General features: G+C 50.8%; 19 protein-coding genes. 13 read left to right on the top strand and 6 right to left on the bottom strand.

Annotation, left to right across the window (positions count from 1 at the left end; genetic code table 11):
- Nucleotides 1–189: 189 nt before the first annotated feature.
- The 3 genes from fucP to ACQ4MZ_RS12915 are packed head-to-tail and all read right to left on the bottom strand — an operon-like array spanning nt 190 to nt 3,560.
- Nucleotides 190–1,443, bottom strand: a complete 1,254-nt coding sequence (fucP, locus tag ACQ4MZ_RS12925; RefSeq protein ID WP_430845494.1) for an L-fucose:H+ symporter permease — start codon at nt 1,441–1,443, stop codon at nt 190–192.
- A 35-nt stretch (nt 1,444–1,478) separates the two neighbouring features.
- Entirely contained in the window at nt 1,479–2,726 is a 1,248-nt protein-coding gene (locus ACQ4MZ_RS12920) for an acetylxylan esterase (RefSeq protein WP_430845493.1), read from the bottom strand.
- A 15-nt stretch (nt 2,727–2,741) separates the two neighbouring features.
- Nucleotides 2,742–3,560: an alpha/beta hydrolase gene (locus tag ACQ4MZ_RS12915; protein ID WP_430845492.1), complete on the bottom strand. Its 819-nt coding sequence runs from the start codon at nt 3,558–3,560 to the stop codon at nt 2,742–2,744.
- A 225-nt stretch (nt 3,561–3,785) separates the two neighbouring features.
- Between ACQ4MZ_RS12915 and ACQ4MZ_RS12910 the strand changes: the two genes are divergently transcribed.
- The 3 genes from ACQ4MZ_RS12910 (at nt 3,786) to ACQ4MZ_RS12900 (ending at nt 5,832) form a co-directional block, all read left to right on the top strand.
- The gene (locus ACQ4MZ_RS12910; protein ID WP_295927853.1) at nt 3,786–3,950 is read left to right on the top strand and encodes a lmo0937 family membrane protein; all 165 of its coding nucleotides are present in this window, start codon (nt 3,786–3,788) and stop codon (nt 3,948–3,950) included.
- 126 nt (nt 3,951–4,076) lie between these two features.
- Nucleotides 4,077–5,216 carry a T9SS type A sorting domain-containing protein gene (locus ACQ4MZ_RS12905; RefSeq protein ID WP_430845491.1) on the top strand — a complete coding sequence of 380 codons (1,140 nt, stop codon included), beginning with the start codon at nt 4,077–4,079 and terminating at the stop codon, nt 5,214–5,216.
- Between the two features lie 64 nt (nt 5,217–5,280).
- Nucleotides 5,281–5,832, top strand: coding sequence for a hypothetical protein (locus ACQ4MZ_RS12900; RefSeq protein WP_430845490.1), 552 nt, complete (start codon nt 5,281–5,283; stop codon nt 5,830–5,832).
- A 35-nt stretch (nt 5,833–5,867) separates the two neighbouring features.
- Here the strand turns inward: ACQ4MZ_RS12900 and ACQ4MZ_RS12895 are convergent, their stop codons facing one another.
- A complete protein-coding gene (locus ACQ4MZ_RS12895) occupies nt 5,868–6,563 on the bottom strand; it encodes an arylesterase (protein WP_430845489.1) in 696 nt (231 codons plus the stop codon).
- Nucleotides 6,564–6,800: 237 nt separating this feature from the next.
- On the opposite strand from ACQ4MZ_RS12895, the gene ACQ4MZ_RS12890 reads away from it, so the two are divergent.
- The 6 genes from ACQ4MZ_RS12890 to ACQ4MZ_RS12865 all read left to right on the top strand — a co-directional run bounded on the left by ACQ4MZ_RS12890 (nt 6,801) and on the right by ACQ4MZ_RS12865 (nt 16,066).
- Nucleotides 6,801–7,475: an ABC transporter ATP-binding protein gene (locus ACQ4MZ_RS12890; RefSeq protein WP_430845488.1), complete on the top strand. Its 675-nt coding sequence runs from the start codon at nt 6,801–6,803 to the stop codon at nt 7,473–7,475.
- 13 nt (nt 7,476–7,488) lie between these two features.
- A complete protein-coding gene (locus ACQ4MZ_RS12885; protein ID WP_430845487.1) occupies nt 7,489–10,029 on the top strand; it encodes an ABC transporter permease in 2,541 nt (846 codons plus the stop codon).
- 48 nt (nt 10,030–10,077) lie between these two features.
- Nucleotides 10,078–10,539, top strand: coding sequence for a DUF6932 family protein (locus tag ACQ4MZ_RS12880; RefSeq protein WP_430845486.1), 462 nt, complete (start codon nt 10,078–10,080; stop codon nt 10,537–10,539).
- 3 nt (nt 10,540–10,542) lie between these two features.
- Nucleotides 10,543–10,776 (top strand): hypothetical protein, encoded by a 234-nt coding sequence (locus ACQ4MZ_RS12875; protein ID WP_430845485.1) that lies wholly within the window; start codon nt 10,543–10,545, stop codon nt 10,774–10,776.
- Nucleotides 10,777–11,319: 543 nt separating this feature from the next.
- A complete protein-coding gene (locus tag ACQ4MZ_RS12870; protein ID WP_430845484.1) occupies nt 11,320–14,355 on the top strand; it encodes a SusC/RagA family TonB-linked outer membrane protein in 3,036 nt (1,011 codons plus the stop codon).
- A 10-nt stretch (nt 14,356–14,365) separates the two neighbouring features.
- Nucleotides 14,366–16,066, top strand: coding sequence for a RagB/SusD family nutrient uptake outer membrane protein (locus ACQ4MZ_RS12865; RefSeq protein ID WP_430845483.1), 1,701 nt, complete (start codon nt 14,366–14,368; stop codon nt 16,064–16,066).
- Nucleotides 16,067–16,143: 77 nt separating this feature from the next.
- On the opposite strand, the gene ACQ4MZ_RS12860 is transcribed toward ACQ4MZ_RS12865, so the two are convergent.
- On the bottom strand, nt 16,144–18,906 hold the full coding sequence (locus ACQ4MZ_RS12860) for a DUF3857 domain-containing protein (protein ID WP_430845482.1): 2,763 nt from the start codon (nt 18,904–18,906) through the stop codon (nt 16,144–16,146).
- Nucleotides 18,907–19,019: 113 nt separating this feature from the next.
- Entirely contained in the window at nt 19,020–20,051 is a 1,032-nt protein-coding gene (locus tag ACQ4MZ_RS12855) for a LacI family DNA-binding transcriptional regulator (RefSeq protein WP_430845481.1), read from the bottom strand.
- 126 nt (nt 20,052–20,177) lie between these two features.
- Between ACQ4MZ_RS12855 and iolB the strand changes: the two genes are divergently transcribed.
- From iolB to iolG, 4 genes are all read left to right on the top strand, one after another.
- Nucleotides 20,178–21,041, top strand: coding sequence for a 5-deoxy-glucuronate isomerase (gene iolB, locus ACQ4MZ_RS12850; RefSeq protein ID WP_430845480.1), 864 nt, complete (start codon nt 20,178–20,180; stop codon nt 21,039–21,041).
- A gap of 111 nt (nt 21,042–21,152) precedes the next feature.
- Nucleotides 21,153–22,160, top strand: coding sequence for a 5-dehydro-2-deoxygluconokinase (gene iolC, locus ACQ4MZ_RS12845; RefSeq protein WP_430845479.1), 1,008 nt, complete (start codon nt 21,153–21,155; stop codon nt 22,158–22,160).
- Nucleotides 22,161–22,174: 14 nt separating this feature from the next.
- Nucleotides 22,175–23,641 (top strand): CoA-acylating methylmalonate-semialdehyde dehydrogenase, encoded by a 1,467-nt coding sequence (locus ACQ4MZ_RS12840; protein WP_430845478.1) that lies wholly within the window; start codon nt 22,175–22,177, stop codon nt 23,639–23,641.
- 142 nt (nt 23,642–23,783) lie between these two features.
- Nucleotides 23,784–24,836, top strand: a complete 1,053-nt coding sequence (gene iolG / locus ACQ4MZ_RS12835) for an inositol 2-dehydrogenase (RefSeq protein ID WP_430845477.1) — start codon at nt 23,784–23,786, stop codon at nt 24,834–24,836.
- Nucleotides 24,837–25,071 lie beyond the last annotated feature (235 nt).

Raw genomic sequence — 25,071 nt, 5'->3', positions numbered from 1 at the left:
TTTTTTTAAGACTTCGGCTATCGGCAGTCGGCTTTCGGCTGACTCTCAGTTGACCAAAAAAGCCGATGGCCGAAGTATCTTTATTCGTTTTGTTAATTAATTTTTAGACTTCGGCTATCGGCAGTCGGCTTTCGGCTGGCTTTCAGTTGATCAAAAAGCCGATTGCTGATTGCCGACGGCCGAAGTACATCAATGTGATTTATAAAACTTATATCCAAACAGGAAGATCACCGCGTAGCAGATAATCGGCAGGTAATAGGCGTGCGCCACGTTGGTTTCTGCCACTGCGCCCATCAGGAATGGGAAGAAAGCTCCTCCCGCTACACCCATCGCGATGAACGATGAGCCTTGCTGGGTATGCGCTCCCAGGTTTTTCAGACCAAGGCTGAAAATTGTCGGGAACATGATACTGAAAAAGAAGTTTAGCATCATCAGCGCGATAAATGACGGCCATCCCCACGCCTGAGCCACGATGAGGCACATTACGATGTTGCTGAATGCAAAAATAGCCAGTAGGGTATGCGGAGCGATGAAACGCATCAGGAAAGTCCCCACGAACCGTCCTGCAAGCATCAAGGCCATGAAACCGATCATATAGTTGGCTGCCACCGCGTCGGAGAAGCCCATTTTCTCATGGCCATAGTTGATGAAGAACGCCCAGGTACCGCCTTGTGCAGCCACGTTGAAGAACTGCGCAGCCACAGCCCATACGAAGTGGCGGTGCTGAAACAATGACTTGCCTGGCTCTGAATCCACATTCACCGCGTCCGGATCAATATCGGCAGCATGCGGGTCGATCAGCGCGGGTACTTTTACAAATGAGAAGGCCAGGGCAATCAACGCGATCACTGAACCGATCGCGATGTAAAGATTTTTTACGGGAGTGAGATCGGTGCTGCCTTCGACATGGTTACGAAAAAGGAAATAACCGCCGATCGCAGGCCCGAGGATAGCTCCCAAAGCGTTGAATGCCTGTGCGAAATTGATCCGCTGATCGCTGGTGCGCTGGTCGCCCAGCGAAGCCACAAACGGGTGAGCCACGGTTTCAAGCGTCGCCAAACCACAACCCAGGATAAACAGCGCAATGCCGAAGAAAGGGAAAGAAGCGGTGCTGGCCGCCGGAACGAACAGGAACGCACCGAGCGCAAACAGTGACAGGCCGAGCAATACGCCGTTTTTATAACCAAACCGTTTCATGAACAAACCCGCGGGGATACCCATGATGAAATAAGCCCCGAAAATCGCAAACTGCACGAATGCCGATTGGGTCTTACTCAGGCTGAGTACTTTCTGAAAGTGCTTGTTGAGCACGTCTCCCATCGTAATCGCAATCCCCCAGAACATGAAAAGGGATGTAACAAAGACCAGGGTAACAAGGTATTTTTTGTCAGTAAACTTAGGCGGGGAGGCGTGAACGGTGCCGACAGACGAATGGTTGCTCATTTAGCTGAATAGTAAAATTAAATATTAGGTTCGGTCTATTTTTGCAAATGTAAATCAGAGAAATTTAAAAACTGTATCCAGTCGAACATTTTAACGTCGTGCCCGCCCGGCCGGATATGGAAGCCGATTTGACCCGATACAGGCTGATTCAGCGCCGGAAATGGGACGTCGGGAAAACCGCTCGTCCCTAAAAACCGGTACACGGAATCCGCGGCCCGCGCGGTGGCGAACTCACCCTGCGGATCGGCATTTCTGTCGTCCTCGGCCGTGGCCAGGTAAACCGGCCGCGGGGCAATGAGCGAAAGGACAAAATGCTGATCGAACGGCAACTCGGTATCTTTCCCTTTGTATTTACCCAAACTCCGGGCATACCAATGCGGGAATACCGTGCATAGCCGGTTAATATCCTCACCGATCCCGCGGCGGAACTGCTTGCCGCCACCCGCGCCCGACTCATTGCTCAGTACGGCAGCAAACCGCCGATCCGTGGCACCTGCCCAGAGCGCAGCCTTACCCAACCGCGAAAAACCGAACACCGCTACGCGTTTGGCATCGATCTCCTTATCGGTTTCCAGGTAGTCCAGCCCGCGGCTCAAAGCCCACGCCCAGGCAGCAATCGTACCGAAATTATCTTCACGCTGCTGCAACTCCGGATATAATGCGTGCACGCCCGTTTGAAACGCGTACTCCTTCCGGTCCGAAGCGATTTCCTCGCGGTAGAGCGTCACCAGCGCGTACCCGCGTGCAAGGATGCTATCCACCGCCCATTGCGAGGCATTCACGCCCCGGCAGGCATCCCCTGCCTTCCCTCCGGCTGAGCAAGGGAACATTCCGCTCTTTTCGACCCAGGCGGTCGTCAGTTTAATACCCGGATCGGCATGAATGGCCTGGTTACCGATGAAATTGAGCCCGATAATGGCAGGCACAGGATGTTTGGCGTGATTGGGAATGTAAATCAGCAGGTCGAAACTCGCTTCCTCGCCTTTTTCGGTGATATGAACCGTGACCTGCTTCCGCGTTGCTTTGCCGCCCAATGCATTTTTATCCAGATCAAACACTTCGAAACGCATGTTTTGTGGCTTTTCAGGGGCCACGCCATACATTTCGCGCGTCATGATTTCGAGAATTTCCTTCCGCCTGCCTCCCCACTCCTTTACCGATTTCACCTTCTTTCCATTGTTGAAAGTAAATGGATCCGGTAATGCCCTATTGCCCTCCTGGGCGAATATTATTTGGGATAAGACAGTCAGGCACAATGCCGACACGAAAACAAAAACCCTCATGATAAGCAGGTTATATTATTTTTTATTGAAATAGTTACTCATAAAAAGGAGCTGGTGCTGCACTGCATTCTCCCAGTAAGGCCAGTTGTGCGCACCCGGACGGGAAATGTAATCGTGCGGGATTTTGCGGTATTCGAGCTGCTTGTGCAGATTTTCATTCACGCCATAGAAAAAGTCCTCTGTACCGCAATCGATCATGAGCGAAAGTGAGTTGGGAGTCAGCAAATGAAGCATGTTGATCACCGTATTCTTCTCCCATCTTTCGGGCTGCTCGGCATAGCTGCCCAGGCGCTTGGCCATATCCCAGTTATTGGGAAAAGGACGGATATCCACGCCGCCGCTCATGCTTCCGGCGGTACCATATACATCCTGATGCTTCAATGCGAGATACAAGGCTCCGTGGCCGCCCATACTCAGTCCGGTAATGCCACGCCCTTTGCGATCTTTGATGGTTTTATAGTTTTTATCTATATACGAAACCAGTTCTTTCGAAACATAGGTCTCGAACTGTGACTGCGGATCCACAGGGCTATCCCAATACCAGCTGCTGAAGCCGCCGTCGGGGCACACGATAATCATATTGTAATGGTCGGCGGCTTGCTGGATGCCGGGCGCTTTGGTAATCCAGTTGGAATGGTTGCCGCTGTAACCGTGCAGCAGATACACCACAGGAAACTCCTTGCCTGCATTATACCCGGCCGGCCGCACCACAACCACTTTAAGGTTCTTTTTCATCACCGCGCTATTCACCTCCACGGTGTCGACCTGCGCCGCGCTTACCGGACCTACTGTAAACAGAGCAAATGCAAAGAGTAACAGAAATGCTTTTTTCATTTTAAAGAATTAAAAGTGAATTGAGAGAATGACGTTAACGGGGAGGCAGCCACCGTAAGTTTTTGAGAAAATTTTCTACAACTCCATGGTGCAAAGGCCTTAAACCCCGCAAATATTGTAGAAACCGGGGAAATATCCCGTTTTAGCACATGAGAAAGTAGCTGGCATTTAAATTGATATAATCCAGATATCTCTAAAATAACTCTAACTCAAAATTTTATAACAATGGGAAATCTCCTGTATACCATAGCCGTGATCCTGGTGATCCTGTGGCTGATCGGCTATTTTGGCTTTGCAAGTTTTGGATTAGGAAATATCATTCATATTCTACTGGTGATCGCCGTAATAGCGATTATTCTACGTTTGATACGCGGCGACAGGGTGGTTTAGCCCAACATCCACTCAGCACCATGAGCCCGGGAGGTTAGTTTTCAACCGTTCCGGGCTTTTTGTTTGCAGCAATCCGGCTACAAAACCTTATCTTGAGGTAGCCTTTGCACGATAACCCCTTATTCTATGCAGTCAATTTTACGCAAACACCGCTCACTGGTGTTACTGATTATGCTGGCCGCTTCTTCCGGTTGCCTGATGGCCCAGACGTACGTCGGGAATGTCGAATTCACCAGCCAGAGCGCGCTGAATTCCTGGGAGTCTCAATGGAAAACGGTTACCGGCAATATTTACATCACCAGCTTGGCGAGCGATGTCATTACCAGCCTCGCTCCGCTCCAAAACATCACCGGCGTCGGGGGCGCCATCATCATTGCAGAAAACCATTCGCTCACCTCGCTGAATGGCCTCGGCGGCCTCCAAACTGCAGGTATGCTGGAGATATCGTTTAACGGAGCATTAAATAATGTGGGAGCTCTGAGCGCCCTCACGACTGTCAACGGCGCGGTGAATATCGTCGGCAATGAATCTCTTACCTCGCTTACCGGACTGGCTAACAGTCTCACGATCGGCGGGGACCTTACGATCCGCAACAACCCGATGCTGTCCGTATGCAACGCTACGCCTATTTGCAACTATCAGCGCACCCATCCGGCCGGCACTTACTTAAATGTGTCCGGCAATGCGGGCATGTGTTTCAACGAAACAACGCTCTACTCGGCGTGTAACGGCCCCTTACCCGTGGTCCTTACTGAATTCGATGCGATCGGCGAAGGGTCTTCCGTGCGCCTGAGCTGGGCCACCGCGACCGAAAGCAATGCTTCCCATTTCGATATTGAGCGCAGCAGCGACGGCCGGGCATGGCAAAAAGCGGGTGTTTTGCAAGCCAAGGGAGAAAGCGTACAAAAAGAGGCTTATTCTTTCTCGGATGATTTCCCTTTAGCTGGTGAAAATCTTTATCGCCTGCGCATGACCGACCGCGACGCCACATACTCGTATAGCCGCATACGGAGCGTGTACGTGCGCGAGGCCCCGGCGCCCGCCTACCCTAACCCGTTTTCGGAATTCCTGTTCCTGTCGCCGCGCCAGGCCAGCCTCCCCGGCGCAGTAGAACTCTCAGACGCCCGCGGAAAAGTGGTATTCCAGGCACACGGCCTGTTACCGGCAAGCATCACCACTTCACAGTGGCGTTCGGGCGTTTACCTGTTAAAACTTACGGACAAGAATGGGCTTTCGACGCAGTTTAAGGTTGTGAAAGCAGACTAGCTTTGTCTGATTTCTGGCATAATTGTTTTCCAATCGCGCGAGGATTAAACCAATGCACGATATCATGGAAACGACAATCGAATACGACTATCCCTCGCTCGTGAATGCGGTATTCTCCAACCGCAACGATGCCCAAAAAGCTTATGATGAGCTGATCTACCGGGGTTATAAGCCGGAGGAAATCAACGTGATCATTTCGGACGAGACACACCGGATACACCACGAAAAAATTGCAGAGGAAAAACCAGCGCATTCGACGATGGAGAATGCAGGCATTGGCTCAGCTATCGGAGGCACAGCCGGGGCCATCGCCGGCGCGATTATCGCCATAGGTACCACGGTGGTAATTCCGGGCCTCGGCATTGCGGTAGCTGGTCCGCTGCTCGCGGCGCTTACGGGTGCAGGAGCAGGCGGACTCACAGGAGGCATTGTGGGCGCATTACACAACCGCGGAATACCCAGGGAACATGCCGAAGCATTTGAATCCAGCATCCGCGAGGGCGGGGTCGTCATCTCTTTCACCCCGCGCACCGTCGAAGACAGGATAGAGATCATCGAAGCCTGGAACCGCTACAATGCCCGACAGCTTCATGGCAACGAAACCTACAATGCCTGAAATGTAAGAACCCGCCATTGCGCGGGTTCTTACATTTATAACAAATCTTTGATCCTTACCCACACATTCTCGGCGAGAATCTTGTGTCCTTCGGCCGTCGGGTGAATGCCATCGGCCTGGTTCAGTTTCGACTCGCCTCCTACGCCTTCGAGCAAGAAGGGAATAAGGGTTACTTCATTCTTTTTCGCCAGATCAGCGTACACATCCTTGAATTCGGTCGCGTATTTCTGTCCCATATTCGGCGGGATTTGCATACCGGCCAGCACACGTTTGGCGTCTGGGTATTTAGCCTTTACCTTATCCAGGATTTCCTGCAGGTTCTTCCGGGTTTCCGAAACAGGAATACCGCGCAAGCCGTCGTTACCGCCGAGTTCGAGTACAAAAACATCGAGCGGTTGTTTGAGCAGCCAGTCGATACGGCTATTGCCCCCGGAAGTAGTCTCGCCGCTCACGCCTGCATTCACGACTTTGTAATTAAGGCCCAGCGAATCGATCCGTTTTTGGATAAGGCCCGCAAAACCCTTGGCCGGATCGTCGAGGCCGTAACCGGCCGTGAGGCTATTGCCGAAAAACACGATGATCTTTTTCTTCGCAGCGGGCGTTTTGGTAGCTGCATGGGGAGAGTCGGCTTTATGCCCGGACTCTTCTTTTTTCTCTCCGCCACATGAACACAGCGAAGCGGTCAGAAGGGTTAATGCTAAGAATGTCTTGAAAGAACGCATATCAGCCATAATCTGGATTCAAAAGGAATGGATTTTATAGTTTCAAAAGGCATGCCCGGCCATTCATTCTCAAATAAAAACCGTTTAAACTATATTTATGAGAAACAATAGTCGAAAAGAGGCAAATTAGGCCTTTCACCCCTGGGCTACGCGCCCCGGGCTACGCGCCCCGGACTGCGCGTCCCGGACTACGCGTCCCGGACTACGCGTCCCGGACACGACGCAAACATAAAATAAAAACGATTGATGAATACCATACTCGATCTGCACGACGTCAGTAAAATATATAGAAGCGGCGACCGCACCCTCAAAGTCCTCGACAATATCAGTTTTTCCATCGAAACAGGTTCCACCGTCTCGATCGTAGGCCCTTCCGGCAGCGGTAAAACGACGCTTCTAGGCCTCTGCGCCGGACTCGACCGCTCGACGGCCGGCACAGTAGAACTGCACGGGACCCGGCTGAACGGCCTCAACGAAGACCAGCTGGCGGCCGTTCGCAACCAATATGTAGGATTTATTTTCCAAAACTTCCAGCTCCTGCCTACACTCACCGCATTGGAAAATGTGATGGTACCGATGGAGTTGCGTGGTGAAAAGAATGTAAAGTCCCGTGCGCTCGACCTGCTCGATAAAGTGGGCCTGGCCGAACGCAGCCACCATTACCCTACCCAGCTCAGCGGCGGTGAACAGCAGCGTGTATCGCTGGCGCGGGCATTCTCCAACCGGCCACAGATCCTGTTTGCCGACGAACCGACCGGTAACCTCGACGCCGAAACAAGCGAAAAAGTGGTAAAACTGCTTTTCGACCTCAACCGGGAGGCGGGCACCACGCTGGTAGTCGTTACCCATGACCTTGAACTCGCTGCTAAAACCCAGCGCATTATCCGCATTAAAGGCGGCAAAATTGTGGAGGCCAGCTAACCGTGAATTTCCGATGAACCCCAATACTTTCAACCTTTCCTGGTTATTGCAAATGGCCTGGCGCGACAGCCGCAGGAACCGAGCACGGCTCGCCCTGTTCATATCGTCGATTATCCTCGGCATTGCTGCGCTCGTGGCCATTTACTCGCTCGGCGACAACCTTCGCGACAATATCGACAACCAGGCCGCTACGCTCATCGGTGCGGACCTTTCAATTTATAGTGGCAAGAAAATCGAGGGAAAAGCGATGGCGTTTGTCGACTCGCTAGGCAAAGTGCGCTCCGAAGAACGCGCATTCGCCTCGATGGTGTATTTCAATAAAGGCGGCGGCAGCCGGTTGACGCAGGTGAAGGCGCTCTCCGGCGATTTCCCCTATTATGGTAAACTGGAAACCATTCCGGTTTCAGCCGAAAAGACGTTTAGGAACCGTCAGGAGGCATTGGTGGATCAAACGCTGATGTTGCAATACCGCGCACAGGTCGGAGATTCGATCCGGATCGGGGAAGTCACTTTTGCCATTGCAGGCATCCTCGAAAAAGCACCTGGCACGACCGGCATTACAGCCTCGGTGGCACCGGTAGTTTACATTCCCATGCGCTTTCTGGACCAGACGGGCCTCATGCAGAAAGGCAGCCGCGTCGGTTACAGGTATTATTTCAAATATCCCGCCAAAACGGATGTCGAAAAGATGGTCAAGGCGCTGGAACCTAAATTTGAGCGCTTCGACCTTGACTATAACACGGTTCAAAGTCAGAAGGAAGACACCGGCCGCTCCTTCCGGGACCTGACCCGCTTCCTCTCGCTGGTAGGCTTCGTCGCGCTCCTGCTCGGGTGCATAGGCGTCGCGAGCGCCATACACATATATGTGCGTGAGAAACTGAATTCCATAGCAATACTCCGCTGCCTGGGTGTAAAAGCGTCGCAGGCTTTCCTGATCTACCTTATTCAGATCGCGGGTATCGGAGTCATCGGCACCGTGCTTGGAACCATTCTCGGGACGGTGATCCAGCAGTTCTTACCAGTGGTTTTGAAAGATCTGCTTCCGTTTGACCTAACCACAGACATTTCATGGCCTGCTATCGGGCAAGGGTTGGCGATCGGTGTACTCATTTCTATACTTTTCGCATTGCCGCCGCTGGTATCGATCCGCAAAGTATCCCCGCTGAATGTACTGCGCTCGGCTTCCGATGCCGCCCACCCCGAACGCGACGCCGTGAGCTGGGCATTGTACGCGCTGATCGTCCTGTTCATTTTCGGGTTTTCGTTCCTGCAAATGCAAACCTGGGTGCAGGCACTGGTATTTACCGCGAGCATTCTAACCTCATTCCTCATCCTGTTCGGTATCGCCAGCTTGCTGATGTGGCTTGTGCGCAGGTTCTTTCCTACTTCATGGAGCTATCTCTGGCGCCAGGGACTTGCCAACTTATACCGGCCTAACAACCAAACCACTATTCTGATCGTGTCCGTAGGCCTCGGTACTTCCCTGATTTGTACGCTCTTTTTTATCCAAACCATTCTGCTTACCCGTGTGAAGCTTTCGAGCAGCGGCAACCAGCCTAACATGGTGCTTTTCGACATTCAGAGTCATCAGAGAGACGGCGTTCTGGCCATTGCCAAGGCGCAAAATGTACCGATCAATCAGAGCGTTCCCATTGTAAATATGCGCTTGGAGGAAGTCAATGGCAAAACCGCCTCCGACTTCGAAGGTGACACCACCGAACAGTCACGCCGCATTTTCGGCCGGGAGTACCGTGTTACGTTCCGCGATTCGACCACTTCTTCCGAAAAAATCACGAAAGGGAAGTGGCAGGGTAAATACGACCAATCCTCCGGGCTTATCCCTATTTCCGTTGAAGGCGGGTTCGCGGAAAGGAGCCGCCTGGAAATAGGCGACACGCTGGTTTTCAATGTGCAAGGCACTATTATGTCCACCATTATTTCCAGCTTCCGGGAAGTGAACTGGAGTGAGGTGCGTACCAATTTCCTCGTTGTATTCCCGACCGGCGTACTCGAAGAAGCCCCTCAGTTCCACGCCATGCTCACGCACGTGCCCAATCCGACCGTCTCGGCACGGTTCCAGCAGGCGTTGGTAAGGCAATACCCCAACATTTCGGTCATCGACCTTGCCCTGGTGCTGCGTGTGCTGGACGATATTTTCAACAAAATCGGCTTTGTAATCCGGTTTATGGCCGGTTTCAGCATTCTTACCGGACTGATCGTGCTCATCGCGTCCGTCATGATCAGCAAATACCAGCGCATTCAGGAAAGTGTGCTTCTGCGCACGCTGGGCGCCAGCAGGAAGCAAATTTTCGTCATTACTTCACTTGAATACTTCTTCCTGGGCGCGCTCGCTGCATTTACGGGTATTCTTATCGCGGTCATCGGAAGCTTCTGCCTTGCCAAATTCAACTTCGAATCCGAATTCAACCCGGAGCCCGGTCCGGTGGTGCTGATATTCCTTTTCGTCTCTTTGCTAACCGTAGTCATCGGCTTGCTCAACAGCCGCGGCATCCTGTCCCGACCGCCGTTAGAGGTATTGCGGCAGGATGTTTAAGTGTTTAATTTTCGGTATATTTATACTGAAATTAAACTACACACACGCTTGGAATTTGACATTAACGGCAACTTGAAGCCCTACGAGATTATTTACACCGACTGGGCAACATTTAAAGCCGAGTTTGTGGACGCATTCCCGCGATCGAGTACGAGGCAGGTGATTTTCCAGAATTTTTCAGAATATTTGGAGAGGCTCATCCCCATCATTGGCACGGGATTTCATCAGTGGATAGATGGAAGTTTTGTTACAAGAAAACTTAGCCCACGCGACATTGATTTGGTGACATTTGTCGATGCCGGCATTTATTATAGCAATGAACCAGAAATCGATATTTTCCGCAATGGCTACCTAGGTCACAAAGCAAGAATTGACGAATACTTTGTAAAGCAATATCCAGACGCTCATAGAAAGTACGAGTTCTACCATATGGACACGCTGCAATGGTATAATCAATTCACGACTTCGCGCGCCCAGCAACCAAAGGGTTTCATACAACTAAATTTTTAGATCATGGATATGAAGGTATTAGAGGATTTGCACGATTGGACAGCGAAGGTTGCCAGGCTTATTGAACTGGTAGCATTTACTAACAAAACTCTGCAACTACATCGCGAATTAGGCGATACTCCGTCGATTATTAAGCAGTACGAGCGTTTACTCGCAGAACAACAACAAGAGCTGGACGAACTTCTGAGGACATATGGCTTGACAGTCAAACTCCTTCCGTTGGAAACCGCCGCCTAGCAGCCTCACAATGATCTGTTGGCACCCTTCTTTTCGTGGTACTAACTAGCTTTTCCCCTTCGTCCCGTCTCTCCTTTCTCCGTTCCTCCGGCTACTCCACTTTCCGACCCGCGTCCTATCCGTTCGCGGCGATTTAACAATTCCTTAAAACCCATTCTTTCATTTATTCTTGCTGCTAACCCCATTTTTGGCTCGAAATGCTGCTTTAATGCAACTTTTCCCGTCCCGATTAGACTTTGGGATGATTTAAAATCACTATTCCTACACCGCAAAAAGCAATATTAATTTCATCCAATTTAATCTTCATATTTTTTCAAACGTTTGCACAGAATTTCAAACGTTTGCATTGATTATAGAGTTATTGCTATTAATTATCTTAAAAATACAATTTGTAATCTTGTGGTTTATAACTCCCCAAATTTCCTCTATGACTAAAAATCTCTTTTGCCTCAACTTTCTATTCATTGTAAAATCCAATAATCCACGACTATGAGAAAGACTTCGACTCTATCAGTCAGGACGGGAATAATCAGAAACTGCCTTATGCAAGTAACGGCCGTATGCGGCCTCCATGCCATTGCCGCAGCTGAAATACCCGTTCCCAAAGGCCAGCCCAGGAAGCATGTTGAAACCAACATGAATACATCGCAGGAGGTTACGCTCACCGGAAAAGTTACCACCGAAGGCTCCTCCGAAGGTCTGCCCGGCGTTACCGTGGTGATCTCCGATGCCAATGGCAATAACAAGCAAGGTGCAACTACCAATGAATCAGGCTCTTTCAGTTTTGCAAAATTACAAACGGGCCAGCGGTATAACCTGGAATTCAGCTACATTGGTTTTGAAAAACAGTCGATCAGAGACTTCCTTCTGACTGAAAGCAACGCCAATTCCATCGAAATAAAGCTCAAAGAATCCGCTTCCAACCTTAGTGAGGTGGTCGTGGTGGGTTACGGCATTGCTACGAAAAAGGATATTACCGGTTCGGTGAAGTCTTTGAAAAGCGCCGAGTTCAACCAGGGGATCATCAACTCACCCGAGCAGTTGTTGCAAGGAAAGGTGTCGGGCGTGAACATCACGTCGGCGACCGGTGAACCGGGCGGTAAAACCAGCATTACGGTTCGCGGTCCGGGTGGTGTGCGCACAGGTAGTACGCCATTGTTCGTCGTGGACGGTATGGCACTCGACAACAGTGGTACGGGAGGCGACGCAAACCCGCTCAACTTCCTGAACCCGCAGGACATCGAGTCGATCGATGTATTGAAAGACGCTTCGGCCACAGCCATTTACGGTGCCCGCGGTGCGAACGGGGTAATCCTGATTACCACTAAAAAAGGCAAGACCGGTCAGGCGAACGTTACCTACTCGGGAAGCCTCGGCATCTCGAATGTGGCCCGCCCGCTGGACGTGCTTTCGGGGCCGGAGTTCCTCGCGGAAGCCGCCAAACTGGGCGCAACCGTTACCGACGGCAAAGCGAATACCGACTGGCAAAAAGAAATTTTCCGGACGGCCACTACGCACAACCACAACGTATCCATTGGAGGTGGCACCGAGAAAATGACGTATTACGCTTCATTCGGAGCACAGAAGCAACAAGGTATCCTGAAAAACAGCCAGCAGAACCGCTACACCGGCCGTGTGAACCTTTCCCAAAAACTGTTTGAGGACCGTGTGACGCTCGATTTCAACCTGAACGCCACCAACACCAAAAACACGCGCCCCAATAACCAGGGTGTAATAGGTAGCGCCCTGACGATCAATCCTACTTATGCGCCCTATGACGCAAACGGACAGATTGTTCAATATCAAGACTTTACTAATCCTTTGTTTACCCTGCAACAGTACAAGGAAGAGCTTACCACCAACCGTGTGCTTGCAAGTATTTCACCGTCGGTGAAAATTATCGACGGGTTGGTTTACAAACTCAACTTCGGTATCGATAATTCAACGGCTACCCAGGATAAGCAATTGCTGCCAAGCACGATCCCGGCGGAAATCGGGCGTCTGGAAACCTACGGCCTGCGCAATACCAACAGGCTGATCGAAAACTACCTGACTTACACGTTGAATACGAAAGTACACAGCCTGACGGCGTTGCTCGGTCATTCCTACCAGCGCATTTTCATTCAGAGCCGGAATTTCAGCATCAACAAGTTCCCGATTTCCGATATCGAGCCCATTTACAACCCGGGTCTGGGACAGGATCTTTCATTGACGCTAAACCAGCCAGGCGGTTTTGCCACCATCAATGAGCTGCAATCGTTCTTTGGACGTGCGAGCTATGGTTTCAAAGACAGGTACCTGCTTACCGCAACATTGCGTATCGACGGATCTTCGAAGTTCGGTTCCAACAACAAATACGGATCTTTTCCCTCATTCTCGGCAGGTTGGAGAATTTCGGAGGAACCTTTCATGAAATCGTCGCCATTCTCGGAGCTGAAACTCCGCGCAGGCTGGGGATCTACGGGTAACCAGGAAATCCCTTCCAAAATTACCCAGGCGAGGTTTACATCGGTGGTTTCAGGAACAGCCAGTTATCCATTGGACCCTGGAACCAACTATCCCAGCGGAACAACCTACACACGTCTGGCTAACCCCAACATTCAATGGGAGGTTTCCAAACAGACAGACTTAGGCCTTGATTTCGGCTTGTTCAAAGGTGCATTGAGCGGAGAAATCGATTATTTCAGAAAAGTATCTGAGAAAATCCTCCTTGAAGTAATCCCTGCCGACCCTGTTCAGCCTGCCAGTACTTTCTGGACCAATGTGCCTAACATGCAGATTATCAACCAGGGCCTGGAGCTTGACCTGAATTATCGCAATGCGCTCGAAAATGGCTTGAAATACTCATTGGGTGGAAATATTACTTTCATCAAAAACCGCGTGGAGAACTCGCCTTACACCGTAATCCCGTCGGGTTCCGCGCAGGGATCGGGTCTGACGTCGGCGACCATCAACGGTTATATCAACGGCGAAGCCATCGGCTCGTTCTACCTGAAAGAGTTCATCGGTTTCGATGAAAAGGGAATCAGCAAGTTCCGTGACGTGGACGGCAATGGCATTGTCAACGACGCCGACCGAATCGTGGCCGGTACTGCATTGCCTACGCGCATGTACAACTTCAATGGAAATGTCAGCTTCAAAGGCTTCGATCTGTCGGCCAACTTCAATGGCGTTGCAGGGAACAAAGTTTACGACAATACAGCCAACTCCAATTTCTACAAACTGAAATTGTCGAAAGGCGTCAACGTGACGCCGGAAGCGCTTGCATCTCCTGAAGAATCGATCAACAACTCAGCAGGTGTTTCTACAAGGTATCTCAAAAACGCCGCTTACCTGAGGCTGAACAACCTCGTGCTGGGTTACAATCTCAATACCGCCAAGCTTGGAATCAACAGATGGGTACAGACTGCCCGCATTTCGGTAACCGGGCAGAATTTGGCATTGTGGACCAAATACAACGGCTACGATCCGGAAGTTAACAACGACCGTTCGATCGCCGGTATTACCTCTTACGGTATCGACTACCTGAGCTATCCGAAAGCGAAAACCGTCATTTTCTCGATTAATCTCGGCTTTTAATTATTGACCCATGAAGAAGAAACTATCAACCATATTTGCGGTAGCCGGCCTGCTGACGCTCAGCAACGGTTGTACCGATCTGAAAGAACAAGTGCTCGATGAAACGCTCACGGCAAAACTTTCGGAAGAACAGACTGTCAACGGCCTGCTGGCGCCTACATACGCATTACTGCCCAACCTTTTCCAGCATACCACCTATTTTGCATTGCAGGAAATCTCCACCGACGAGGCGATCCTCCCCTACCGCGGCGGAACCGACTGGGGGGATAACGGTATCTACATCGCATTGCACAGCCACAATACCACCAGCACCGATCCTAACGTAAACAACACGTGGAACCAACTGGTACAGTCAATTTCACGCTGTATCACAGCCATTGAAGGTCTCAAAACCTCCACATCGCCCAACGCGGCACTCTACACTGCCGAGGCCCGCGGAATGCGCGCCTACTACAATATGGTAATGCTCGATTTGTTCGGTATTGCGTTTGTGAAAGACGAGCAGGGCCCCACGTCCATTTCGAAGATTATCCGTGGCGACGAGGCCGTCAAATACATAGAAAGCGAATTGCTGGCTGTTGAGCCGACGGTGCAACCAAAATCTGTTGTGGGCCCAGGCCGGTTGAACCAGGCGGCCGTGTGGAGCCTGCTGGCGCGGCTGAATCTAAACGCTGCTGTGTATCGCAACATCTATGGTGCCACATTCGATTTCAAGGCCGAGGATATGGACAAGGTGATCCAGTACACCGACAAGGTGATCAACTCGGGACAGGCAAAACTTTCCGCCGATTACTTCGCGATTTTCGGAAACAACAACCATACCAACGAGGAGATCATTTTCGCGGTGGACCAGCGCGCCGAACTGAACGGACACAACCGTATGGCCTATTTCTCGATTTCCGGCGATCAATTCCCGCTGGCTGAATTCCCTGCTGCCAACGGTACCGACGGCCCTGCGATCACTTCCGATTTCTATCAGTCGTGGGTACAGGCTTACGGGGCAGTGGATCCTTCGCGCGACCCGCGTTTTTATCAACAAAACATGTCCATTTATTCCAATGCTTCGGATACTTGTGTCGCCGACGCTGATTACAAAATCAACCGTGGTATTCTACGAGGCCAGCAATATGGTGCATTGCGTGTGAACGGTGCCTTCCTTCGCTGCCCTGACGGCAAGCTGAAAGTAGGAAAACTGAGCTATGTAACGCGCAACCGCGCCGATTTGCCCGTAAGTTTCACGGAGATGATCGACTTCACTACCGCAGGCAGCAATTACAACACGGGCTACCGGGTAGAGAAATACGAGTTCAGCAGCAAGTCAAACACAGGCCGTAACCGTGGCGAGGCAGACATCGTGATCGCACGTCTGGCGGACATTTATCTCATGCGCGCCGAAGCGAAACTCCGCAAAAGCAATGACGCTGCCGGGGCCCTCGCTGACGTGAACCTCGTACGCGCATCACGCACGAAGACACTCGCACCCCCAGCATTAACCAGCATGAATCTCGATCTCCTGTTCCGTGAGCGCGGCTTCGAGTTTTACTGGGAAATGCTCCGCCGCCCGGATATGATCCGTTTTGGCAAATACGAAGGTAAATGGACCGAAAAAACCAACACCGACGTAAAGAAACGCATCTTCCCGATCCCACAAACGGCCATCGACGGCGCATCGAATTCGCCGGGATATTTGAAGCAAAATGATGGGTATTGATATTTAAGTAACGAAAAAAACGAGGCAGAGGAAACTGTCTCGTTTTTTGTTTTAAAGGAAAAAGCTAGTCGACACGTTCAAATTTCATCTGCTTTTCCAAATGTCACAGCGCCTCCCTGCTGTTCCGATTGGGGCGATTGCCCGCCGGCTGCATGCTCAGGGCGGGGAGCGGTTGCAGGTTCGGCATTGCGCTCTGATTTTTCTTCCGGAACGTGTACAAGCTCGGTTTCCCGCTCGTAGGTGTGTGCATTCAGCAGGCCTTTTTGCTCCGCGTAGGTGTTAACAAATGTTTTCGCTACGCGGCTGGATTTGCGCAGGTACGAAGTCAGCATCACCGTCCAGAAAATCTGTGCAGGAATAGCGAGTAAATCACGTGTATCAGGGTCGGTTCCAAAAAGATACTCTGAAACCTCGATGAGGATTCCGGTAAAAAGGTTTATGGACAAAAATGCGCTGTAAACCATAGGAAATGAATCACGTTTCTTGAAAAACAAACGCCACAGATATACCGAGAAGCACCAGAGGCCCACTATACTCACACATTGAAAAACAAGAAACAGATGGTAGCAAAAGATTCTCTGATCCGTCGTACCGTCCATCCGGTACCATTCGGCATCGGTAAAGAATGTTCCTGCCTCGGCAGTCAGCAATCCCAATGGCGTGAAAATCGGGAGTATAACCACGAATACGCCGACCAGAATCAGCCAGCCGCGGACTGGCAGCGCCGGTTCATGCCCGTAAAAACCCGGCGAATAGCTTTCCCAACGTCGTGCCATGGCGAAGCACGCGATCACGGTTAGGATCGCGACTAATACCATCCATCCGTTGGCATCTTTCCAGCCAATAAACGTACTGGAAATCTCGTCTACCCTGTACTCGAGATGTTCGGTCAGCTTAGCAATATCTTCTTTATATTGTTCCACCTGGTCTGCGGGCACGTGGTCCTGCTTGGTTTGGTACGAATAGGTGAGTTCCCAAACCTTCTCGCCGGGAAGAAATTCCGATTTAAAAGAAATATCATAAGCCATCCGCTCGATCTTCCATTGGTCTCTGGGCACGCTCCGGTCGCCGGAAAAGTGTACGCGAACCTTGTAAGTAATATTTAGCGGATAGTTCAGGTCAGCCGGCGATTTTCGCTTCCGGCCCGGCAGGATATTCAAATGATTATAAATAGCACGGCCAAATACTTTAAAATACCAGTCCAGGTTGTCTTCATCAAGTTGCCATAAATTCCTTATCTGGTACCGTTCCAATACCGAAATGTTGTTGGCTTGGCGCTGGTCGTAAAATTCCAGTGAATCAATACGCTCAAAGCTTGTCCCCTTATACAGATCACTGTAAAAATTCTGATACGATTCTTCCAGTTCCGATAAAACAGATTGCTGCAAAGCACTCCTGAAATTGTCGGCATGACTATTGAAATACACCGTTTTAACTTGCAACATACCTTTTGAGGCCGTGTCAGCAACAGGTGGTAGGTAAAAATCCTCGGTAATTTCTATGGAACCGGGATTTTGCGTCTGAATATGCAGCAATTTGCTCTCACCATCTTTCAACAATAATCCATAGCCGTAAGCCGGAAAATAAGTCTGAGGAATTGCCCCGCCTTGCAATGACATGGTAGCATCCACGAACACATAATCGCGTGCCTCGGGCAGGCGGTTCTCCGGATCGTGCATGAGCACCTTTGTAACTACGTGGTTGAAATCGGCAGGCGAAGGCAGGTAATCTTCCAGGCGTGAGCGCTTGTATGTATCCACAAGCACAGGTGACGCTTCAATGCCATTTGCCTTTAAAATTGCGCAAAGCAGCAACGTTTTGTCCTTGCAATCACCATATCGCTGGTCAAAAACGTCCTCTGGTTTGTGCGGCCGGTGCGAATTCTCCCCGGTTTCAACTCCCAGGTAACGAACTTCGTCCTGCACAAACCGAACCGCTTTTTCAATGTAATCCAGGCGGCTTTCAGAGCCTCTCTTCCACTCTTCAACCTTAGCCCGCAATGCGCCGGAAACGGTTGGAATACTGTAAATCCCCAGTCCCCAATCAACGACTTCTTTCCAGCTTTTGAATTCCGTGACCTGCACCCGTGGTATTGGATCGTACCATGCCGGCTCCCCCTCCTCATAAGCGATCCGTTTGATATTCCGGGCGTCCCATTCATGAATCTGCACACCGTTTATAGTCCGCTCCTTGCGTGCAGGCGGCTTGTTAAAATCTTTAATATAAACCGGGCGGCCAGTCTTCACCAGCATTGCGGCATGCACATGCCCGAGGTAATCGTTGGTGGCAAATGTGAAAAAATCCGAGTATTTACCCTTGAACATAGGGTTCCAGCCCGTAAGCGAATACGAAAGTTCAATGCGGTCGCCTTTGCGAATGTCTTTCAAAATGACCGACGCCGTATAATAGCCATTATAAATAAACCGCTGGCGGTCGGTTTCCACGGGAATGAGCTTGAAATCGGACAGATTCAGCCGGGATATAGCCACTCCGTCGCGCCATACTGCGAGGCTATGTACATTCAGACGCTCGTACGATGGATCAAACCCAATGATCATTTCGGAGCCGTTTTGCACGCCGCTTTCTGAAACGATCTGCCGGATTACCCGGCGGTAGACCGTTTGTTCATCAAGATTGGCCTGAATGTCCGAAAAGGCAATGTAAAACCCATTTGAAAAATCCTTGACACCCGCGGGCTTCCCACCCGGCGTAACCGGCACCACCCACGAAGGAACAGGCTTGATGCCAATGGAAGGAGCTGCCCGTAGTTCGCCAATGCACATAGCCAGCACACACAATACGGACAGAAATAGTCGGATTGAAGGGAATGTAAATGTCAAGTTAATAAATCAGATAGAAGAGTTACAGATAGGCTAAGCTATTCATATTTCTCCAAAGTATCTGACAGCTACAAACTATTTATTTTACAAACAAGTAATCCGCTGAACAGGCTTCAAATCCGCAGCGACGACTCCCTGATCACCAGTTCGGATGGCAATACAATGCTCTCCGGAGCAAAGTCGCCAGACCCATTCAACTGATTGAGAAATAGACGAGAAGCCTCCATGCCTATCTTCCTACCGGGGCGATGAACGGTCGTGAGCGACGGGAATGTGTAAGCAGATATAGGTGAGTTATCAAATCCGACGAGCCCGATATCCTGTGGTATGCGGAGCCCTTTGTCTTTGGCCACGCGCATTGCGCCGATCGCCACCTGGTCGTTCACACCAAAGATCGCGTCGGGCGGAGATGCCAGTTCCAGCAGGCGTTTTGCGGGAAGAATGGCGCTTTCCACTTTGAAATTGGTATTGATGATCAGATCCTCACGAATAGGCATATTGTATTTTTTGAGGCAATTGATATAGCCCTTGAAACGCTGCTCGGAAACGGTTAGGCCGTTCGGTCCCTTCAAATGTGCAATTTGCTTATAACCTATTGAAATCAAATGCTCTACGGCTGCAAATGCACCGTGGTAATCATCCACCGTGGCACGACTTGTCTCGAAATCCTCATATTCGCGATCAATGAAAATAAGCGGGGTTTTGCGCTGGATCACACTTTCCAGATGCTCGTAGTAACCTGCATCGTAAGTCTCCTGAGAGACCGACAGGAATATCCCTTCCGTCCGGTTGGAGAGCAGCTTGGACAATGATTCTTTTTCAAGCAGGTAGCTTTCGTTGGTCACGCAAATGTTGAGCGTGTAACCCATGGGCTGTAACACAGTGTGCAGGCCTTCGATCACAGCTGTTTCGTAGTAATTGCTGATCGTCGGCACTACCACACCGAGCGAGGCAGTCTTCTTGTTGAGCAGGCTCAGCGACACTTCATTACGCTGGTAACCTACTTCTCTGGCATATTCCTGAATGTTTTTGCGGGTGTCTTCATTGATGGCCGGGTGGTCGTTGAGCGCACGGGAAACAGTGGATGGAGAGCACCGGAAACGGCGTGCAATATCTTTGATCGTAACAGGACGTGAGGAATTCATGGGTTGGAATAGGACAATTAATTCTTTGAAATTTTTTCAAACGTTTGCATTCGATATTAACATATTTACATTTTGTGTTTAATTTATACAACACTATCATTGTGCAAATGTAATGGATTTACCACAATGAGTAACCTGCTGATCAAGCCCCAAACACACGACAAGACGTATCATTCCCTCACCGCCGAACAGGCTGGCTGGACGTACCTGAACTTCGAAGCTAAAATACTGGAAGCAGGCGAACAAATCGTGGGAGATACGGGTGAATATGAATATTGCTTTGCACTGCTGGGTGGAAACTTCAAAGTGGAAGCCGCCGGGAAAGTCTGGGAAACGGGCAATGGGCGCAAAGACGTGTTCAGTGGGATCGGCCACGCGATGTACCTGTCGCGCCGCACGCCGTTTGTACTTACAGCACAATCACCCGGTACCGATATCGCAATTTGCAAGGTACTGTCCGACGAAGATCACCCTCCGCGCATGAAGCGCCCGGAAGAAGCTGCCATTGAATTCCGCGGAGGTGATAATGCCAACCGCCAGATCAACAGCCTGCTTGAACCGGGTTTCGGCTGCCATAAGATCGTTTGTGTGGAAGTGTACACGCCTTCCGGCAATTGGAGCTCTTTCCCGGCGCACAAGCACGATGAGCGCAAGGTAGCCGAGGACGGCACTTTGCTCGAAGCGAATCTCGAAGAAATCTATTTCTACAAAATCGACAAACCGCAGGGCTACGCCATCCAGCAGGTTTATACCGATGACCGCTCGCTCGATGAGATTATCCGCGTAAAAAACAATGAAGCGGTGCTCGTCCCGAAAGGCTATCACCCGGTAGTAGCTGGCCACGGCTACAATGTGTACTATCTCAACTTCCTCGCCGGAAGCGACCAGTCGCTAGCCAACACGTCCGACCCCGACCATGATTGGATCTACGGAACCTGGAAAGGCGCCGACCCGAGACTACCAATCGTCACCGCGGAGATGAATGGATGAAAAGAACTTCGGCTGTCGGCTATCGGCTGTCGAACTGTTGGTGATTAAGATAAAATAACGAAAAACAAGGGCCGACGGCCGACTGCCGAAAGCCGAAGTACAAAAAAAGACATGCCCAAATACGACCTTCTTACCCTTGGCCGCTCCTCCATTGACCTCTACTCGGCCAACGTGGGCAGCCCTTTTGAAAAAATCGAGGCATTCAATGCATTTGTGGGTGGTTGCCCGCTTAATATCGCCACGGGAAGCCGCCGGCTGGGCCTCGAAACAGCTATTCTGACTGGCATAGGCAATGATCAGGTTGGGAACTTCATCAAGCATTTCCTGGACAACGAGGGCATTGTTACCGAATGGGTTCCGACCATCGAAGGTACCCGCAGCTCGGCCGTCGTGCTGGGCATCGAGCCTCCTGACCGATTCCCGCTGGTGTATTACCGCGAAAATTGCGCGGATATCAACCTGAATATTGATCACGTATCCGCAGTACCGTTCCAGGATTTTAAGGCTGCGGCATTCTCAGGCACCGCTTTCAGCAAAGACCCGAGCCGTACCGCGATGTTCTATGCATTGGAACTGGCAAAAAAGAATGGGGTTACCCGATTACTCGACATTGATTTCCGCGCCGATCAGTGGTTCGATCCGCGCGCATTTGGCATCACCATTCGCGCAGCATTGAGCAGCTTCAATATCGTAGTGGGAACGGAGGAAGAGATCCTCGCCACGTTTTTGACCGATAAAGAGCAGCTTCTCATTAAACATCAGCAAATATCAGCACCCGAAATTCGCGGGAATATCGAGAATGCCATTCATGAAATCCTGCATTCGGGCGTGGAAACGTTAGTAGTGAAACGCGGGAAAGACGGTGCATCGATCTTCCAGCCCGGTAAAGAAGAAATGAAAGTACCCGGCTTCCCGGTGGAAGTACTGAATGTGCTTGGAGCCGGCGACGCGTTTTGCGCCGGCTTCTCGTTCGGCCTGCTGCGCGGCTGGGATTTGTACAAAAGTGTGCGAATGGGTAATGCCTGCGGGGCCATCATCGTGACGCGCGAAGGCTGCGCGAATTTCATGCCCGCCTACGATGAAGTAATGGAGTTTGTGAAAGGATACGGAGGATTATAAGTTTTAAAATACAAATGGAAAAATTACAGAATTACATCAACGGCCGCTGGGTCGACAGCCATTCCGATAACTACGTGGATGTGCTCAACCCCGCCAACCAGGAAGTGCTGGCGAAAGTACCTTACGGCAATGCCCAGGATGTTGCCGACGCCGCCGCGGCCGCCCATGAAGGTTTTCAGGAATGGAGGAATACGCCCGTTTCGAAGCGTGTACAATATTTGTTTAAACTCAAAACCATACTGGAAGACAACGCCGACGACATCGCCCGGACTATCACCCTCGAATCCGGTAAGACGTTCATCGAGGCGAAGGCGGAAATGGTGCGCGCGATCGAAAACGTGGAAAATGCCTGCGGTATGCCCACGCTCATCCAGGGCGAATTTTCAGAAGATATTGCCAAAGGTATCGACGAGTACATGATCCGCCAGCCGCTGGGCGTGTGTGCATGTATCGCACCATTCAACTTCCCCGGCATGATCACGTTCTGGTTCCTCCCCTATGCACTCGCCTGCGGCAACAGCTACATTATTAAGCCCTCGGAAAAAGTGCCCCTGACCATGACCAAGATCGTGGGACTAATGGAGCAGCTCGACCTTCCCAAAGGTGTGCTGAACCTCGTGCAAGGCGCACGTGAGACGGTAGATGCTATTTTGGAGCATCCTGTGATCAAGGGAATCAGCTTTGTAGGCTCTTCCAATGTGGCCCGTTATGTGTATGCCAAAGGTTCGGCCAACGGCAAGCGCGTGCAGGCACAAGGCGGTGCCAAAAACCCGGTGATCGTGCTGCCGGACGCGGATATCGACATGACTTCACAGATCGTGATCGACAGTGTTTACGGTTGCGCAGGCCAGCGTTGCCTGGCCGCTTCGACGATCATTACCGTTGGCGAGCATAAGGACATCACCGACAGCCTCGTCGAATCGGCCAAAAACCGCAAGACAGGTTTTGGCCTGGATCCTGATGTGCTAATGGGGCCGGTGATTACTGCTGAGAGCAAAAACCGCGTGCACAGCCTGATTGATAAAGGTTTGCACGAAGGCGGTCGCCTGCTGGTAGATGGACGCAATGCGAACATCAGCGGCTATGAAAACGGCAACTTCATTGCTCCTACCATTATCGAAGACATTCCGCTGGATGGCGAGCTCGCTGCGACGGAGATTTTCGGGCCGGTGTTGAGCCTAGTGCATATTAACACCATCGACGAAGCAATCCGCTTCATCAATTCCGGCAAATACGGGAATATGGCTTGTATTTTTACGAGCAGTGGTTTGAATGCACGGCGTTTCCGTCATGAAGCCGAAGCTGGTAACATTGGTATTAATATCGGTGTGGCCGCTCCTGTGGCACAGTTCCCGTTCTCGGGCTGGAAGGATAGCTTCTACGGCGACCTCCACGGACAGGGCAAGCATGCGGTCGAGTTTTTTACTCAGACCAAAGTGGTCATTGAGCGCTGGCTGAAAGAGTGGAACAGGAAATTTTAAGAATCTAAAAAATTCTAATCAATTCAATTCTAATCAATTCCCGTCGACTTAAGTCGACGGCAAGGATGATCAAATTATCTGAGAATAAATCTTTGACCGCCGACTTCGGTCGACGGATGTAACTCGCTCGCAACTCCTGACGATGACAAAAAAACTTAAAACCGGTGTGATCGGACTGGGCCGGATTGGCCAGATCCACCTTAGCAACCTGGTGCACCATATGCCCGATGCGGAAGTGATTATCGCTTCCGACTTGTCGCCTGCTGCACATGCATTCGCTCGTGACCTGGGAGTGGCCGAGGTCGTAACGGATGCCTACGACGTAATCAACCACCCTGATGTGGAAGCGGTGATCATTTGCTCGCCTACGCCTTTCCACGTGCCTTATACCGTGGCCGCAGCTGAAAAAGGGAAGCACATTTTTTGTGAAAAACCCCTTGATGTAACGCTGGAAGCTATTCAGGCTGCTGAAAAGGCGGTTTCGGATAATAATGTGAAGCTGATGCTTGGCTTTAACCGTCGCTTCGATACCAACTTTATGAATGTAAGGCATTTAGTAGTTAACGAAAAGATAGGCGAGCCGCACATTCTCCGTATTACCAGCCGCGACCCGGCACCACCGCCGGTGGAATATCTGAAAGTTTCGGGCGGGATTTTCCTCGACATGTCCATTCACGACTTCGATATGGCACGCTACATTGTAGGAAGCGAGGTGAAAGAAGTATTCGTGAAGGGCGATGCGCTCATACATCCGGAGATTAAGGAATTCGGAGACATTGACACTGCCGTAATCGTTCTAACCTTCGAAAACGGTGCCATTGGTGTGATCGACAACAGCCGCAAGGCCGTTTACGGTTACGACCAGCGCCTGGAAATCTTCGGTTCCAAAGGCATGGCTAAGGCGGAAAATAATACCGCCGATACGCTCATTCATTTCGATAGCAATGGCGGCCACAGCTCGCTCCCGCTGCATTTCTTCCTGGAAAGGTATGAAACAGCCTACCGCGTCTGTCTTAAAACGTTCATCGATTGCGTGTTGAAAGACAACCCATCGCCGGTGGATGCGCACGACGGTCTGATGGCGACCGCTATCGGTATTGCCGCCATGAAGTCGCTGACCGAAGGACGGAACGTGAAGCTGGACGAAGTGCTGCATTATGCCGGAGCGCCGGTCACGGCGGCGGTTCAGGAATAGTCAAATGTAGTCAGGTGTGGTCAGGTATTGTCATTTGTAGTCATGAATGGTCAGGTGTGGTCAAGTATTGTCATTTGTAGTCATGAATGGTCAGGTGTAGTGGAAAATGAATAAGTTTGGCCCGCATAAATAACCAGAGCTGACTAAACCTGACAATACGTGACTGCACTTAATAATAAGTGACAACACTTGACCACAAATAACAATACCTGACAATACCCGACCAACATTACCG

This window comes from Dyadobacter sp. BHUBP1 (assembly GCF_050587785.1).
GTDB lineage: Bacteria > Bacteroidota > Bacteroidia > Cytophagales > Spirosomataceae > Dyadobacter.
This window is presented reverse-complemented; position numbering and strand designations above follow the sequence as displayed.

Bases quoted from the DNA above. Each gene is read 5' to 3' on its own strand.
- fucP (WP_430845494.1), bottom strand. From the start codon at position 1,443: ATGAGCAACCATTCGTCTGTCGGCACCGTTCACGCCTCCCCGCCTAAG.
- ACQ4MZ_RS12885 (WP_430845487.1), top strand. From the start codon at position 7,489: ATGAACCCCAATACTTTCAACCTTTCCTGGTTATTGCAAATGGCCTGG.
- ACQ4MZ_RS12905 (WP_430845491.1), top strand. From the start codon at position 4,077: ATGCAGTCAATTTTACGCAAACACCGCTCACTGGTGTTACTGATTATG.
- ACQ4MZ_RS12910 (WP_295927853.1), top strand. From the start codon at position 3,786: ATGGGAAATCTCCTGTATACCATAGCCGTGATCCTGGTGATCCTGTGG.
- ACQ4MZ_RS12890 (WP_430845488.1), top strand. From the start codon at position 6,801: ATGAATACCATACTCGATCTGCACGACGTCAGTAAAATATATAGAAGC.
- iolG (WP_430845477.1), top strand. From the start codon at position 23,784: ATGACAAAAAAACTTAAAACCGGTGTGATCGGACTGGGCCGGATTGGC.
- ACQ4MZ_RS12840 (WP_430845478.1), top strand. From the start codon at position 22,175: ATGGAAAAATTACAGAATTACATCAACGGCCGCTGGGTCGACAGCCAT.
- ACQ4MZ_RS12875 (WP_430845485.1), top strand. From the start codon at position 10,543: ATGGATATGAAGGTATTAGAGGATTTGCACGATTGGACAGCGAAGGTT.
- ACQ4MZ_RS12900 (WP_430845490.1), top strand. From the start codon at position 5,281: ATGGAAACGACAATCGAATACGACTATCCCTCGCTCGTGAATGCGGTA.
- iolB (WP_430845480.1), top strand. From the start codon at position 20,178: ATGAGTAACCTGCTGATCAAGCCCCAAACACACGACAAGACGTATCAT.
- ACQ4MZ_RS12920 (WP_430845493.1), bottom strand. From the start codon at position 2,726: ATGAGGGTTTTTGTTTTCGTGTCGGCATTGTGCCTGACTGTCTTATCC.
- ACQ4MZ_RS12870 (WP_430845484.1), top strand. From the start codon at position 11,320: ATGCAAGTAACGGCCGTATGCGGCCTCCATGCCATTGCCGCAGCTGAA.
- iolC (WP_430845479.1), top strand. From the start codon at position 21,153: ATGCCCAAATACGACCTTCTTACCCTTGGCCGCTCCTCCATTGACCTC.
- ACQ4MZ_RS12855 (WP_430845481.1), bottom strand. From the start codon at position 20,051: ATGAATTCCTCACGTCCTGTTACGATCAAAGATATTGCACGCCGTTTC.
- ACQ4MZ_RS12915 (WP_430845492.1), bottom strand. From the start codon at position 3,560: ATGAAAAAAGCATTTCTGTTACTCTTTGCATTTGCTCTGTTTACAGTA.
- ACQ4MZ_RS12865 (WP_430845483.1), top strand. From the start codon at position 14,366: ATGAAGAAGAAACTATCAACCATATTTGCGGTAGCCGGCCTGCTGACG.
- ACQ4MZ_RS12895 (WP_430845489.1), bottom strand. From the start codon at position 6,563: ATGGCTGATATGCGTTCTTTCAAGACATTCTTAGCATTAACCCTTCTG.